This is a genomic window from Ruania albidiflava DSM 18029 (genome assembly GCF_000421225.1).
GTDB lineage: Bacteria > Actinomycetota > Actinomycetes > Actinomycetales > Beutenbergiaceae > Ruania > Ruania albidiflava.
On sequence record NZ_ATWL01000023.1, the window covers coordinates 1 to 14,581 of the forward strand.

15 protein-coding genes are annotated in these 14,581 nt (G+C 69.4%); 7 read left to right on the plus strand and 8 right to left on the minus strand.

Annotation, left to right across the window (positions count from 1 at the left end):
• Positions 1-64 precede the first annotated feature (64 nt).
• Positions 65-613 (minus strand): type 1 glutamine amidotransferase domain-containing protein, encoded by a 549-nt coding sequence (locus K338_RS0117410; RefSeq protein ID WP_022919440.1) that lies wholly within the window; start codon positions 611-613, stop codon positions 65-67.
• A gap of 462 nt (positions 614-1,075) precedes the next feature.
• Here K338_RS0117410 and K338_RS0117415 point away from each other — a divergent pair, with 462 nt between their 5' ends.
• The 5 genes from K338_RS0117415 (at position 1,076) to K338_RS0117435 (ending at position 6,726) form a co-directional block, all read left to right on the plus strand.
• Positions 1,076-2,503, plus strand: a complete 1,428-nt coding sequence (locus tag K338_RS0117415; RefSeq protein WP_022919441.1) for an alkaline phosphatase — start codon at positions 1,076-1,078, stop codon at positions 2,501-2,503.
• Between the two features lie 230 nt (positions 2,504-2,733).
• Complete coding sequence (locus tag K338_RS0117420; RefSeq protein ID WP_022919442.1) at positions 2,734-3,369, plus strand: HhH-GDP family DNA glycosylase; 636 nt, start codon at positions 2,734-2,736, stop codon at positions 3,367-3,369.
• Between the two features lie 55 nt (positions 3,370-3,424).
• Positions 3,425-4,570 carry an adenylate/guanylate cyclase domain-containing protein gene (locus K338_RS23650; RefSeq protein ID WP_157612601.1) on the plus strand — a complete coding sequence of 382 codons (1,146 nt, stop codon included), beginning with the start codon at positions 3,425-3,427 and terminating at the stop codon, positions 4,568-4,570.
• Positions 4,571-4,718: 148 nt separating this feature from the next.
• The gene (locus K338_RS0117430; protein ID WP_022919444.1) at positions 4,719-5,402 is read left to right on the plus strand and encodes a response regulator transcription factor; all 684 of its coding nucleotides are present in this window, start codon (positions 4,719-4,721) and stop codon (positions 5,400-5,402) included.
• A 28-nt stretch (positions 5,403-5,430) separates the two neighbouring features.
• Entirely contained in the window at positions 5,431-6,726 is a 1,296-nt protein-coding gene (locus tag K338_RS0117435; protein ID WP_022919445.1) for an ATP-binding protein, read from the plus strand.
• On the opposite strand, the gene K338_RS23655 is transcribed toward K338_RS0117435, so the two are convergent.
• The 4 genes from K338_RS23655 to K338_RS0117455 form a co-directional block, all read right to left on the minus strand.
• Positions 6,638-7,168 (minus strand): GtrA family protein, encoded by a 531-nt coding sequence (locus K338_RS23655; RefSeq protein WP_022919446.1) that lies wholly within the window; start codon positions 7,166-7,168, stop codon positions 6,638-6,640. The genes K338_RS0117435 and K338_RS23655 overlap by 89 nt on opposite strands.
• Before the next feature lie 183 nt (positions 7,169-7,351).
• Positions 7,352-8,236 (minus strand): carbohydrate ABC transporter permease, encoded by an 885-nt coding sequence (locus K338_RS0117445; RefSeq protein WP_022919447.1) that lies wholly within the window; start codon positions 8,234-8,236, stop codon positions 7,352-7,354.
• Positions 8,233-9,156, minus strand: a complete 924-nt coding sequence (locus tag K338_RS0117450) for a carbohydrate ABC transporter permease (RefSeq protein WP_022919448.1) — start codon at positions 9,154-9,156, stop codon at positions 8,233-8,235. The genes K338_RS0117445 and K338_RS0117450 overlap by 4 nt, the downstream gene beginning before the upstream one ends.
• A gap of 12 nt (positions 9,157-9,168) precedes the next feature.
• Positions 9,169-10,452, minus strand: coding sequence for an ABC transporter substrate-binding protein (locus K338_RS0117455; protein WP_022919449.1), 1,284 nt, complete (start codon positions 10,450-10,452; stop codon positions 9,169-9,171).
• A 199-nt stretch (positions 10,453-10,651) separates the two neighbouring features.
• Between K338_RS0117455 and K338_RS0117460 the strand changes: the two genes are divergently transcribed.
• Both K338_RS0117460 and purE read left to right on the plus strand, forming a co-directional pair.
• Positions 10,652-11,788, plus strand: a complete 1,137-nt coding sequence (locus K338_RS0117460) for a 5-(carboxyamino)imidazole ribonucleotide synthase (RefSeq protein ID WP_022919450.1) — start codon at positions 10,652-10,654, stop codon at positions 11,786-11,788.
• Between the two features lies 1 nt (position 11,789).
• On the plus strand, positions 11,790-12,317 hold the full coding sequence (gene purE / locus K338_RS0117465; protein ID WP_022919451.1) for a 5-(carboxyamino)imidazole ribonucleotide mutase: 528 nt from the start codon (positions 11,790-11,792) through the stop codon (positions 12,315-12,317).
• 109 nt (positions 12,318-12,426) lie between these two features.
• Here purE and K338_RS0117470 read toward each other — a convergent pair whose 3' ends face one another.
• From K338_RS0117470 to K338_RS0117480, 3 genes are read right to left on the minus strand one after another with little or no spacing between them, the layout of a single operon-like run.
• A complete protein-coding gene (locus K338_RS0117470) occupies positions 12,427-13,146 on the minus strand; it encodes a nucleoside/nucleotide kinase family protein (RefSeq protein WP_084481439.1) in 720 nt (239 codons plus the stop codon).
• Positions 13,143-14,060 (minus strand): PfkB family carbohydrate kinase, encoded by a 918-nt coding sequence (locus K338_RS0117475; protein ID WP_022919453.1) that lies wholly within the window; start codon positions 14,058-14,060, stop codon positions 13,143-13,145. The genes K338_RS0117470 and K338_RS0117475 overlap by 4 nt, the downstream gene beginning before the upstream one ends.
• Complete coding sequence (locus K338_RS0117480) at positions 14,057-14,548, minus strand: hypothetical protein (RefSeq protein WP_022919454.1); 492 nt, start codon at positions 14,546-14,548, stop codon at positions 14,057-14,059. Before K338_RS0117480 ends, K338_RS0117475 begins: the two co-directional genes overlap by 4 nt.
• Positions 14,549-14,581: the final 33 nt, after the last annotated feature.

Here is a 14,581-nt window from a genome sequence, read left to right on the forward strand (position 1 = left end):
GGCACCGACCGGGTGGTGCACGCCGGCGACGTCACCCACCTCCGGCCCGCCTGACCAGTGCCGGTCAGGCGGTCTGCCCCTCGTGCTTGCCCTCGCCCATCTCCTCGACGAGCTTGGCGTTGAACGCGGGCAGGTCGTCGGGTGTGCGGCTGGAGACCAGTCCCTGGTCCACCACCACCTCCTCGTCCACCCAGGTGGCACCGGCGTTGCGCAGGTCGGTCTGCAGGCTCGGGAACGAGGTGAGCCGGCGGCCGGCGAGCACATCGGTGTCGGCGAGGATCCAGGCTCCGTGGCAGATCACGCCGACCGGCTTGTGCTGGCCGAAGAAGTTGCGCACGAAGCCGACCGCGTCGGTGTCCAGGCGCAGCGCATCAGCGTTGCCGACGCCACCGGGCAGCATCAGCGCGTCGAAGTCGCCGGCCTTGGCCTCGGAGACCGGCAGGTCCACCTTCTGGCTGTGTCCCTTCTCACCGGTCACGTTGCCCTCGGCGGGGGAGACCAGCACAGGCGTCGCCCCGGCGTCGACCGCCGCCTGCCACGGGCTGGTCAGCTCACTGTCCTCGTAGCCGTCAGTGAGCAGGAAGGCCACTGTTGTTCCAGTCAGGTCAGCCATGATGACGCTCCCTTCTCGAAGCGTGGTGTGGTCGAAGACTCGCCCGCCCTTGGCTCGACGTGGGTGCTGACCCCACGCTAACCAGGATCGCGGCCGGACGCGCGCTGAGAGTGCGCTACGGCTTGTCCCGAACGGTCCCGATCCCGATGCAACCAGGCCGGCACGGACGTCGTTCGCGCGACCACTACCGTCACCGCAGCGACCCACTTTTCTCTGGAGATCTCCACGGTTGCTGGAACAAGAGTTCCTCCCCACCCGCACGGGATGCTCAATGCCGTATACGGCCTCATGGGTACTCCGGGGCCAATGCCAGGACCATCGGTCGTCAAGACCTCTGCACCTGCAAAGCGGCATTCTGGAGATGAGCCTCCTGATGAGTAGTAACTGGTTGACAGCAACTCAGGAGACCATGTAATGTTTTGACTTCCTTGTTGGGGGACGTCAGGAGGGGTTTTGACTGCAATGACGCGACGATCACGAAGTGTCCTGTTCGGCTCAGTTGCGCTCGGCATGACTCTGGTGACTGCACCAATGGTGCATGCTGATACACAAGATGAGCCGCCACCAGAGGTCGAGCCATTAGGTTTCGGACCGGAGAACGTCATCTACCTCGTCGGTGATGGCATGGGTTTCAACCAAATTGATGTGGCTAGCCTTTATGAGCATGGCACCGCCAACTACCAATTTCATGCTGACCCGGACACCGGCGAAGTCGAGCATGTCGACGGCGAAGCTAGCCAGGTCTACCAGAATTTCCCGGTTCAGGCGGCGGCCGCCACTTATCAGGACGGGCACAGCTACGAGTCTGACGAAGCCTGGGCGGACTTCGACTGGAGGCTCAATGAGCCACCGGACTCGGCCGCCACGGCTACGGCCCTGTCCACTGGCGTGCGAACGTACAATGCAGCGATCGGCGTCGATCCGGATGGGACGCCCGTGCGGAACCTCACGGAGCGGGCGCAGGAGCTCGACAAAGCCAGTGGTGTTGTCAGCAGCGTGCCGTTCAGCCATGCCACACCAGGCGCTTTTGTTGCCCACAACCTCGATCGAAATGACTACCACGGCATCGCCAGAGAGATGCTGACAGAGCACAGCATCAACGTGATCATGGGCGGGGGTAATCCATATTTTGACGAAGATGGACAAGAGCTCGAGGACCCTGAGTACACCTACCTGGACGAAGATACCTATGATCGCGTGATGGGTGGCGACACGATCTTCGACGTCGTCGAGGACCGAGAAGATTTTGTTGACCTGGCAACCGCCGACAATCCGCCGGAGCACGTTTTCGGACTGCCGGAAGTTGCAGGGACCCTCCAGTACGAGCGAAGCGGGCCCGATATGGATTCGGAAGGCAATCCTGTACCTGGGGCTGAACCGTATGATGCACCCCTTCTGGAGACGACTCCCACACTGCCAGAAATGACCGAAGCAGCCTTGAATGTTCTCACCAACGCCTCCGATGAGGGCCTGTTCCTCATGGTTGAAGGCGGTGCGATCGACTGGGCGAGCCATGGCAACAGCCTGAACCGCCTCATTGAGGAGCAGATCGCGTTCAATGAAACTATTGAGACTGTGGTCGACTGGGTGGAAAGTGAGAGCAGCTGGAGCGAGACACTCGTCGTCGTCACCGCTGATCACGAGACGGGATATCTCACCGGTGCAGACTCCGATCCCGCCTGGGCGCCGATCGAGGGCGAGGAGGGCGAGCTGCCCGATGTGTCCTGGCACACGGGCGGACATACCAATGGCCTGGTCCCGGTCTATGCGCAGGGAGCCGGTGCGTCGCGGATCCTGTCTTATGCGACCGAAGAGGATCCGGTGCATGGGCCCTACCTGGAGAACATCGACATTGCTGAGACAGTCTTTGACTACTGGGGCCACGACTGAGCCAGCAGGAGCCTGACCCAGTTTCTGCCAGGCAGTAGTAGTGCGGCACCCCGCCGGACGTTCGGTCCTGCGGGGTGCCGCGCTGCATCGGCCGGAGGTCCGTGCGGCGGTTGCCCGCAGCGGTATCAAGGCCGCCACGGTCAGTCCGTTGCGCCGATCAGTGAGCAGAGCGGGGCCGCTCAGTGTGCGGGTAGGTCGCGATGGTGTGAGCCTGGAGCGGGAGGACCATCATGAGCATCACTCAGAAGGGCCGCGCGCGCTACGCCGTGCACACCTACGGCACGACCTACGCAGAGGACGCCGACATCACTTTGCGGGACAAGCCGGCACCGCTGTACCAGCTGCTCGTGCTGGCCACGTTGCTGTCCGCCCGGATCAGTGCGGACATCGCCGTTGCAGCCGCACGCGAGTTGTACCGCGCGGGGTATCGCACACCCCAGCGGATGGCGGATGCCACCTGGCAGCAACGCGTCGATGCCCTGGGCCGTGGCGGCTACCGCCGGTACGACGAACGCACTGCCACCATGCTCGGGGACGGCGCCGAGCAGCTGCAGGGTGAGCACCGGGGCGACCTGCGGCGACTACGCAGCGACGACCCCGCCCAGACCCGCAGCCGGCTGCAGACCTTCCCCGGGATCGGACCGGCCGGTGCGGACATCTTCTGCCGCGAGGTGCAGGCGGTGTGGCCGGAGCTGGTGCCCTACCTGGACCGCAAGGCGCTGCAGGGTGCCGGGAAGGCCGGTCTGCCCGAGGATGCGAGCCGCCTGGCGCGGCTGGTGCCGGACGCCGACGTGGTTCACCTGGCAGCGGCCTGCGTGCGCGCTGCCCTGGACCAGGACGTGGCCACCGCGATCCGCGACGCATGACAGCCCGGGTGCAGACGTCTGCGGAAGCGGGCTCGCACCGGTTACCCTCGGCGATGTGAACGCCCAGCCCGGACGCACCCCGCCCCCTGCGGGCGGTGAGCCTCCCTCCCCAGGTGAGGCTGCGCCGTCGGGAAGCAGCCCCGACGAAGGCGATGTTGCCGTACCCGGCGAGGCTGCGCCGTCGGGCGATGCCGGCCGCGCCACGGTGAACCGGCACCACGAGCTGCTGCTCGGCGGGCCACCTGAGCTGACCGTGGGCGAGCTCGCCGCAGGAGCCGGGGTGGATGAGGAGATCACCCGGCAGTACTGGCGCTCCCTCGGCTTCCCGGACGTGCCGGAGGGGCAGAAACACTTCACCCGCACCGACGTGGCCGCCCTGCGCGCGCTCGCGGCCGCTGTCGAGGCGGACACGGTCAGCCTGCAAGCGGCCCAGGACCTGGTCCGCGGGCTGGGACACTCGATGGACCGGCTGGTGCTCTGGCAGGTGGAGACCATGGTCCAGGACGTCTCCGCCCGGTACCGCCTGGATGACGTCAGCGCACGCCTGGTGGTGCTGGACCGGATGGTCGACCTCTCCCCGCTGCTGCGTGAACAGCTCGACTACGCCTGGCGGCGCCAGCTGTTCGCCCTGCTCGGCCGCATCGACCGGGACATCTCCCGGGTGGGACTGGAGGGCAGCGAACCCGACCAGCTGCCGTTGGAGCGGGCGATCGGGTTCATCGACATCGTCTCCTACACCACCCGTTCGGCAGACCTGACCCCGCGCGGGCTGGCCACCCTGGTGCAGGACTTCGAGTCCGCCGCCCGGGACGAGGTGGCCCGCTACGGCGGCCGAGTGGTCAAGACCATCGGGGATGCGGTGCTGTTCGTCGCCGACGACCTGCCCGCCGGGGCACGGGTGGCCACCAGCCTGGTGCACGTGATGGCCGCTCAGGACCTGCCGGTGCGCGGAGCAGTGGTGTGGGGCCGGCTGCTCTCCCGGTCCGGGGACGTGTTCGGCCCAGTGGTCAACCTCGCCTCCCGGCTCACCGACCTGGCCGCACCCGAGGTCATCCTGATGGACGACGTCTCCGCCGCTGTGCTGGACAGCCTGCCGGCAGGCCAGGAGTTCGAGTTCGTGCACGAACCACCTGCCCAGGTCCAGGGACTGGGGGAGGTGCGCCCGGTGGAGGTGCAGCGCCGCGGCCGCGACACGCAGTAGTGCACGAGACACGCCGCAGCACGACCGGAGCGGGAGATGATGGTTCGCAGCGGGCCAGCCGCACGGATGCGCGGCCGCCCGGGTGTGGCGCACACCGCAATTCTTAAAGTGAGCGCCACGAGCGAGTTCGTGGCATTAGCATGACACTGTGACCCGAGTTCTATTAGCAGAAGATGACCCGGCCATTGCCGAGCCGTTGGCGCGGGCACTGACGCGTGAGGGCTATGACGTGTCCGTGCACGGCACGGGCCGGGGGGCCATCGACGACGCCGCCCAGGCTGATCTGTTCGTGCTCGACCTGGGCCTTCCGGACATGGACGGGCTGGACGTCGCCCGTTGGATCCGCAACCAGGGGCTGACCACGCCCATCCTGGTGCTCACCGCGCGCGCGGACGAGGTGGACCTGGTAGTCGGGCTGGACGCCGGTGCCGACGACTACGTGACCAAGCCGTTCCGGCTGGCCGAGCTGCTCGCCCGGGTGCGGGCGCTGCTGCGCCGGGCCGGCGCCGAGGGGGAGGAGAGCGACGAGATCGCCGCTCAGGACGTGCGGGTGGACGTCGCCGCCCACCGCGCCTTCCAGGCCAGCCGGGAGCTGCAGCTGACAGCCAAGGAGTTCGACCTGCTGCGCGTGCTGGTGCGCGAGGCCGGGTCGGTGGTCTCCCGGGATGCGCTGATGCGTGAAGTGTGGGCCTCTGACCCCACCGGTTCTACCAAGACCCTGGACATGCACGTGTCCTGGCTGCGCCGCAAGCTCGGTGACGACGCGAACTCCCCGCGGTACATCTCGACGGTGCGGGGTATGGGCTTCCGGTTCGAGAACGGGGTGAGCTGACCTGCGCAGACGGGTACTGACGGCCGCCATGGCCGCGGTGACCGTCGCGGTCCTGCTTCTCGGTGTGCCGATGTCGATCTTCGGTGCCCTGTACACGCGGGAGAATCTGGACCAGAACCTGCGTCTGCGCACCCAGTCGGTCACCCGCGCCGTGGAGACCCGGGTAAACATGAACTACCCGGTCGACGCCGAGTTCCTGCAGCGCTGGGTGGAGGAGGACAGCGAGACCCCGGCGCGGATCACAGTGACCAACCTCGACGGCACCGTGGTCACCGCCGGACCGGACCTGGGTGAACGCAGCTACGGGGCGGAGAGCACCTCACCGTCCGGGGCGCACGTGGTGCTGGAGATCAGCGGCTCGTTGGTGTTCTGGCGCGCGGCCCGGGTGGTGATCCTGGTGGTGGTCGCCTCGCTGGTGGCGTTCGCGCTGGCGGCGATGGTGGCGTTGTGGTCGGCGCGCCGGCTGGCTGCGCCGCTGATCTACCTGGCGGCCAGTGCCGAGCAGATCGGCTCTGGGCAGGTGCGCCCGCGGCTGGAGTCCTCCGGGGTGGAGGAGATTGACCTGGTCGGCGCCGAGCTGGTGCGCACCAGCGACCGGCTCGCCGGCCGGATCGCCGCGGAGCGGCAGTTCGCGGCGAACGTCTCGCACCAGCTGCGCACCCCGCTGACTGCGTTGAGCATGCGGCTGGAGGAGATCCAGCTGGTCTCCGACGACGAGGAGGTCCGCGAGGAGGCCCGCATCTCCCTGGAGCAGGTGGAGCGGCTGGTGGACGTGGTCGACGACCTGCTCAAGGCCTCCCGCAAGGCTGACGGCGGCACCACCGAGGCGCTGCTGCTCAAGGAGGTGTTCGCCCAGCAGGCGGACGAGTGGTCGCAGGTCTTCGAGCGGGACGGGCGCACCCTGGAGTTCGACGCTGGTGACGACGTGTCCGTGTTCGCCACCCCGGGGGCGCTGGCGCAGACGTTGGCCACGCTGATCGAGAATTCGCTGAAGTACGGCGAGGGCACCACCAGCGTGCGGGTGCGGGACTCCAAGTCGGACACCGGTGTGGTCATCGAGGTTGCCGACGAGGGCCCCGGGGTCGACGACGACCTGGCACCCCGGATCTTCGAGCGGCACGTGACCGCCGGTCAGGGCAGCGGGCTGGGACTGGCGCTGGCCCGCGACCTGGTCACCGCGGACGGGGGTCGGTTGGAGCTGGCGCAACGCCGCCCGCCGGTGTTCGCGATCTTCCTCAGCGCGGTTCCGAAGCGGCTGGACCCGAACTCGGTGCTGCCACCGGGGGCGCTGGTGGTGGTGGGGCGGCGGCGCCGTCGCCGGTGAACACCCAGTACCGGTAGGCCAGGTACCGGAACGCGGTGCCCAGCACCAGGCCCACCCCGTTCGCGGAGATGTTGTCCGCCAGTGGTGAGGTGAGGCCGAGCAGGTAGTGCGAGACCGCCAGGCAGCCGACCCCGATCGCCATCCCGACCAGGTTCACCGCCACGAACTGCACCAGCTCGCGGCTGCGCCCGGCGGCGGTCTGCGGGCCACGCTGGTGCGCGAACGTCCAGTGCCGGTTGCCCAACCATGCGACCAGCACCGCCACCGAGACCGAGATGACCTTCGCCGTCAACGGCTTGTGCCCGAGCACCTCACCGGGCCCGAACCGCAGCAGGTTCATCAGCCCGAGGTCCACCACGTAGGCGACCAGGCCCACAGTGCCGAACCGGAACAGCTCACCCAGCCAGGTACGTAGGCGGCGGGCGCGGTCGGTGCTGGTCACTGCTCCAGGATAGACATGCTTCGCGGCGGCCCACCGCTCAGCGATGTGGGCAGTGGTGCCCGGAGGCGGGCACGAGCCCCGGCGGCGGGCACAGGCCTGGCTCAGGTCGGCGTCAGCAGCGTCTTGATACCGGCACCGCTGCGCACCGACTCCAGCGCGTGGGCTGGGTCTCTGCCACCATGCTCAGCCCTTCGTCGCCCCGGCGGTCAGCCCGGAGACGATGTACTTCTGCGCCAGCAGCGCGACCACGATGATCGGCAGGGTCATGATGCAGGTGGCGGCCATGATCGCGCCCCAGTCGATGCTGGCGTAGGAGACGAAGTCGAACACGGCCACCGGCAGGGTCTTGGTGTTCGCACCGGAGAGCACCAGGGCGAACATGAAGTTGTTCCAGGAGAAGATGAACGACAAGATCGCGGCGGTCGCCATCCCCGGCACGGACAGCCGCAGCAGGATCCGCAGGAACGCGCCGATCGGGGTGAGGCCGTCGACCAGCGCAGCATCCTCCAGCTCCCGCGGCATCGAGTCGAAGAACGACATCATGATGTACACGCTGATCGGGATGAGGATGAACATGTGCGAGATCACCAGCACCCCGTATCCGCCGACCAGGCCGAGGTTGGCGAACACGTAGTACCAGGGCACCAGCAGGCTCACCCCGGGGATGATCCGGGCCAGCAGCACCACCAGGGCGGACTTGTGCATGTTGAAGCGGCTCATCGAGTAGGCCGCCGGCACTCCCAGCAGCAGCGAGATGCCGGTGGCCAGGAACGCCACCACGAAGCTGTTCCGGACGAAGCCGAGGTAGTCGTCGTTGGCCAGGACGTGCCGGTAGTTGTCCAGGATCGGGGTGAAGGAGAACGTCTTGGCCGTGTTCTGGATGTCCACGTTGGTCTTGAACGAGGCCATCACCATCCACAGCAGCGGCACCACGAACACCAGCACCACGACCGCGATCATCGTGGCCCGGAACGCGCTGTAGGCCTTCGCGCGCGGGGCGCGGCGCCGGCGCGCTGGTCGGACCCCGGTGCCGGCCGGCGCCGCGCTGGCGGTCTGGGCGGTGCTCACAGCTTGGCCCCCTTCCGGCGGAACGTCAGCAGCCACATCACCGCCAGGATCATCAGGAAGAAGATGATCAGCACCGCTGAGGCCACCCCGAAGTCGTTGTACTTGAAGCTCAGCCCGTACACGTAGATGTTCAACGTCTCCGCCTCGTGGAACGACCCGCCGCCCTGGCCCTTGGTCACGTACAGCAGGTCGAACGTCTTCAGCGCGTCGATCGCCCGCAGCAGCACCGCCACCAGCACCACGGGCTTGAGCATCGGCAGGGTGACGTACCAGAACCGCTGCCACAGCCCGGCGCCGTCGATGCGGGCGGCCTCGTCCGGTTCGTCCGGCAGCGTGGACAGGCCGGCGAGCAGGATGATCGCCACCATCGGGGTGAACTCCCACACGTCCACGAAGATCAGCGTGGGCAGCGTCATCCCCGGATCGGCCAGCCACGGTTGCGGCGGCAGCCCCAGCCAGCCCATCACCCGGTTGGCGAAGCCGATGTTCGGCTCGAAGATCAGCCGCCACATCATCGCGATCGCCACCGGGGTGGCCACGAACGGCAGCAGGATGGACACCCGCACCCACCGTTGCCCGCGGAAGGTGCGCCAGAGCAGCAGAGCGATCGCCATCCCGAGCACCAGCTCCAGTGCCAGCGCACCGAAGGTGAACACCCCCGTGCGGGCCACCGCCGGCCAGAACCGGTCGGTGTCGGTGAGCACGCGCAGGTAGTTGCTGATCCCGATGAAGTCAGCCGGGCGGCGCACCGAGCCCTTCGCGTCGGTGAGGCTCAGGTACAGGGTCCAGCCGACCGGGAAGCAGATCAGCATGGCAGTGAACGCCATCGCCGGTGCTGCGAACAACCACTTCCGGTGCTGGTTCGCCCACCGGGAGAGGCGGGTGCTGATCGGCACCGCGTCGCTCGAGGTCGAGGTCATGTCCGACAGAGGTCAGCCGTCCGACTCCAGGAACGCCTCGAACTGCTCGTTCGCCTGCTCGGCAGCCTGGTCGGAGTCTTCCCCGGTGATCGCGGCCACGATCGGGGCGCCGACGATCTCCCGGGCCTCGGCGACCCCCACCACCAGGGGCCGGTCCTGGCCCACACCGTTCTCACCGTTGGCGGCGATCGCCGCAGCCAGGTCCTCCGGGAAGCTCTCGGTTCCCTCCGGGTTCTCCCACACCGAGGTCCGCGCGCTGGGCACCCCCTCGGTCTGGATCTCCAGGGTCATGTCCGGGCTGGTGGCCCACTGGATGAACGCCCAGGCGTTGTCCTGGTTCTGCGATGCGGCGTTGATGCCCAGCGCCCAGGCGGCCACGTTGTACGGGCGGGACCCGTCCGGGCCGGCGGGGAACGGGGCGAACCCGACCTGGTCGCCGACCTGGGACTTCGCCGGGTCGTAGACGTTCTCGTACAGGCTGGAGGCATCGATCCAGAAGCCGGCGTCACCCTGGGCGAAGATCGCGGCAGACTCCGGCCAGGACATGTCCGTGCTGATCTGGTCCGGGCCGTAGTCGTGCAGCAGCCGGCCGTAGTAGGCGTAGGCCTCCTTCGCCTCGTCGCTGGCGATCGCCGAGTGACCCTGGTCATCGAGCCAGGTGCCGCCGAAGCTGTACAGGAAGCCGGAGAGCTGGGTGACGGCGGCCGACGCCTGGGAGCGCATCACGATCCCCGCGGTACCGGGGTTCTCCTCGTGGATCGTCCGGGCAGCCTCCTCCAGCTCCGCCATCGTGGTGGGGACCTCCAGACCGGCATCCTCGAGCAGGTCGGTGCGGTAGTAGAGCATCTCGCTCTCGGTGATCATCGGCACCCCGACGACCTGGTCCTCATACGTGGTCAGGCCCACCGGGCCGGCCTGGAAGTCCTCCCAGTCCCAGTCGCCGGCCCCGCTGACCCGGTCGGTGATGTCGGCGAAGTAGCCGTTCTGCCCGAAGAGCTTTCCCACCTGCAGCGGCCGGTACATCATCACGTCCACGTCCGCCGAGCCCGCGTTCAGCTTCACCTTGTAGTTGTCCACCAGCTGGTCTTCGCTGAGCTGGGTGACCACGACGTCCAGCCCGGACTGCTCCTCGAACTCCGGGATCTTCTCGGTGATGATGTCGGTCCACACGTGGTTGGCGAGGGTGACGTTCAACGTCGTCGACTCTCCGTCGTCGCCGCTGCAGGCGGCGAGCGTGCCCATGCCCAGAGCTGCGGCCATGAGGGCTGCGATCCGTGCTGCGTGTCGGTGTTGCATCCGAGCCTCCCCGTGCGTCGTTGCACTGTTGCTGCCGCTGCTTCGCGGTGAACTCACCATAGAACTGGACCGACGGCTCGTCCAACACGGCCCCACCGCCGAAGCTCCGCCGCAGCAGGGCAGCGGTCGCCGACCACATCGGCGATCTGATCTGAACGCGTGCACGAGCAGGTCCGCTGCCTCGGTAGGCTGAGCGCCCATGGGACCAGTCGTAGCCGTGGTGGGAGGCGGGCAGCTCGCCCGGATGATGGCCGAACCTGCCGGTGCCCTGCAGATCCAGCTACGCGCCCTGGTGGAGGCCGGCGACGGCGCCGCCGCTCAGGTGATCCCGAGCTCCACTGTGGGCCGCGCCGACGACGCCGAGGCGATCGCCGCCCTGGTGGACGGTGCGGACGTGCTCACGTTCGAGCACGAGCACGTGCCGCAGCAGGTGCTCACCGATCTGGTGGACGCCGGGGTGAACGTGCAGCCCGGTCCCGGGGCGCTGCGGCACGCCCAGGACAAGATCGTGATGCGGGAGCGGATGAGCCAGCTCGGGGTCCCCTGCCCGCGGTGGGCTGCGGTGCGCACCGAGGAGGACCTGCTCGCCGCAGGCGGGCGGATCGGCTGGCCGGTGGTGGCCAAGACCCCCGTCGGCGGCTACGACGGCAAAGGGGTGTCCGTGCTGGCCGGTGCCGAGGACGCCGCCGGGGTCGCGGACTGGTTCGCCCACCCGCGCGGCGAGGTGCTGGTCGAGGAGAAGGTGGACTTCACCCGCGAGCTGGCCGTGCTGGTGGCCCGGCGCCCGAGCGGCGAGACGGTGACCTGGCCGGTGGTGGAGACCATCCAGGCCGGCGGGGTGTGCGCTGAGGTGCTCGCTCCCGCCCCCGGGCTGGCGCCGCACGTGGCCGAGGACGCCGCCGACATCGCCCGCACGATCGCCGAGGGACTGGGCGTCACCGGGGTGCTGGCGGTGGAGATGTTCGAGGCGCGCGACGGCATCCTTCTGGTGAACGAGCTGGCGATGCGCCCGCACAACAGCGGGCACGTGACCATCGATGCCGCTGTCACCAGCCAGTTCGAGCAGCACTTGCGCGCGGTGCTGGACCTGCCGCTGGGCAGCACCGAGCTGACCGTGCCGGCTGCGGCGATGGTGAACGTGCTCGGCTCGGAGCTGGCCGACCCGGCGGCCGCCTACCCGGAGCTGATGGCCTCGTTCCCGGACGCGAAGGTGCACCTGTACGGCAAAGGGGTGCGGCCCGGCCGCAAGCTCGGACATGTCACGGTGACCGGGACGGACCCGGCCCAGGTACGCCGTCGGGCGCTGCAGGCTGCCCGGCTGCTGGAAGGACGCTGAGATGGGTGCTGTAGTCGGTGTGGTGATGGGCTCGGACTCGGACTGGCCGGTGATGTCTGCTGCCGCGGACGCGCTCGCCGAGTTCGACCTCGAGGTCGAGGTGGACGTGGTCTCCGCGCACCGGATGCCGCAGGACATGATCCGCTACGGGCAGGAGGCCGACGCTCGCGGGCTGCGGGTGGTCGTCGCCGGTGCCGGCGGTGCCGCGCACCTGCCTGGGATGCTTGCCGCGGTCACCCCGCTGCCGGTGATCGGGGTGCCGGTGCCGTTGGCGCACCTGGACGGGATGGACTCGCTGCTGTCCATCGTGCAGATGCCGGCCGGGGTGCCGGTGGCGACCGTGTCCGTGGGTGGGGCGCGCAACGCCGGGCTGCTCGCCGCCCGGATCTTGGCCGCCGGGGCCGATGAGCAGGCAGCGGCGCTGCGGGAGCGGATGCGCACCTTCCAGGCTGACCTGCGCTCCGCCGCCAAGGAGAAGGGTGCCCGGCTGCGCGCCCAGCGCTCCCAGCGCACCGGTTTCAGCGCCTGAACCCGGTCGCCCAGATAGTTCGCGAACGCTCTGGTTTGCGGCGGGCAAGCGCTTGCCCGCCGCAAACCAGAGCGTTCGCGAACCTGGGGGGAGGGGCGACGGCGGAGGGTCAGACCCAGCGCACGACCAGGTCCGCTCGGGCTGCTGTGGCAGCGATCAGCTCGGCGTTGCGCTGGTCCGTGCCCCGGGCCCAGTCGTCGGCCTCGGCGGGAGACCTGCCGTGCGCCACGTGCCGGTCGGTCAGCCGCCGTAGGCGGAGCTGTTCAGGTGGGGCGAGGTACCAGACCTCCTGCATCACCGCCCGGGCGCGCGGCCAGTCACCGGTGGAGGCGAGCAGGTAGTTGCCTTCGGTGATCACCAGCGGCACCTCCTGGGGCACCGGTACGGCGCTGCCCAGGGAGTTCTCCAGGTCCCGGTCGAACCGGGGCGCATATACCGTGCCCGGCTCGGGGCCGGCGAGCCGGTGCAGCAGGGCGGCGTAGCCGGCGTCGTCGAAGGTGTCGATCGCGCCCTTGCGGTCCCGGCGGCCGAGGCGGCGCAGCAGCGAGTCCTCCAGGTGGAACCCGTCCATGCCCACGCACACGGCCTGCTGCGGGCCCAGGGCGGTGGCGATCAGCTCGGCGAGCGTCGACTTGCCGGCCCCGGGGGCGCCGACGATGCCCAGGATCGCCCGCCCGCTGCTGGCCAGGCTGCGGGCGCGGGTGACCAGCTCCTCGGTGGTGAGCTCGACGGGCTGCACGGAAGGAGCCGGACGAGCCGGGTGTACCGGCTGCTCCGGGTGTGCCGAGCGTACCGGGCGCCCGGAGCCGTCGGATGTGGCCGGGTTCATCCAGGCACCGCCGCTGCCGCAGTGTGCAGGTAGCTGCGCGGACCCACGTGCTGCACCCGGTGGGAGGCCACCGCCACGGCGACCGCCAGGGCGCGTCGCAGCGGGTCACCTGCGGCCAGGGCGGCCACCAGTGCGCCGTGGAACGCGTCTCCGGCGCCGAGGGTGTCGCGCACCGGCACGGCCGGCACGGGCACCTCACCGGATGCTGCCCCGGTGACCGGACCTTCGCCCGCCCCGGTGAGTGCGCCCGCACCCACTCCGGTGACGAACTGGACCGGGCTGGCCCCGGCGGTGACCACCCCGACCCCGGCGCCCGCGGCGACCAGCGCACCCGGGCCGCGACCGCCGTCGGGCAGCGTGAAGTCCGCCGATGCGGCGACCACGTGCGCCAGCGGGATCAGGGCGGCGAACACCGGCCGCCACCGGCCCGCGTCCAGCACCACCACGGCGCCGCGAGCCCGCGCTGCCCGGGCCGCCGCCACCGCCAGGGTGGGGTAGTGACCATCGACGAGGACCACCGCCGGATCCGGCAGTGCCGCGAAGTCCGGGGCCGGCGGGTCCGCGGCACCGCCGTCCAGGGAGGTGACGCTGCGGGCCCCGGTGGTCGCGTCCACCAGGATCGCCGAGACCGCCAGCTCGTGGTCCCGGGCCACGTCGACCACGTGCACGCCGCAGCCGGTCAGGTCAGCATGCGCGGCAGCGGCCACGGCGGAGGAGCCCAACGGGCTGACCAGGGTAGCGCGAGCACCGAGCGCTGCCGCCACCACGGCCGCGTTCGCCGCCGGCCCACCGGCGGCCACGTCCTGTCGCGTGGCGGTGATCTTCTCGTTCCTCGACGGCGGAGCCTGGGCCCGGTGCACCACGTCCAGCGTGGTGAGCCCGACGAACCAGGTGGCGCCCGTCGTGCTGCTCACGCGGGTGTCACCACGTAGACCACGCGGCTGGGTGAGGCGATGAGCTTGACGTCCACACCGTTGCCGCTGAGCTGGGCGAGCACGCCGACGTCGGTGGTCACCGTGTGGGTGACTTCCAGGCCGGCGCCGGTGAGCAGGTCGCGTGCGCGCTCACCGGAGTCCTCGGCCTCCACCATAGCCACCCAGGTGGTCTGACCGTCCTCGGTGGTCTGTGCAGCGCCCCGGATGGCTCCGTCCACCACCGGGACCTCCTCGGTGGGGAAGCCGGGCGGCAACCCATCGGTGAGGTCCAGCCCCTCGATCGCATCCTCGATCGCGTGCTCCACCACGTTTCCGGCCTGTTCGCGCACCTGGCTGCAGCCGGCCACCGTGGTCAGCGCCAGCAGCAGCGCGAGGGGCCCGATCAGCACGCGGGTGGCCCAGTGTGCGCTGCTCCAGCGTGGCCGGGCCAAGCGTCGACCGGTCCAGGCGGTCAGCACAAGGGTCATGGTCCCAGGTTACGTAATGGCGACCGGTGCCGC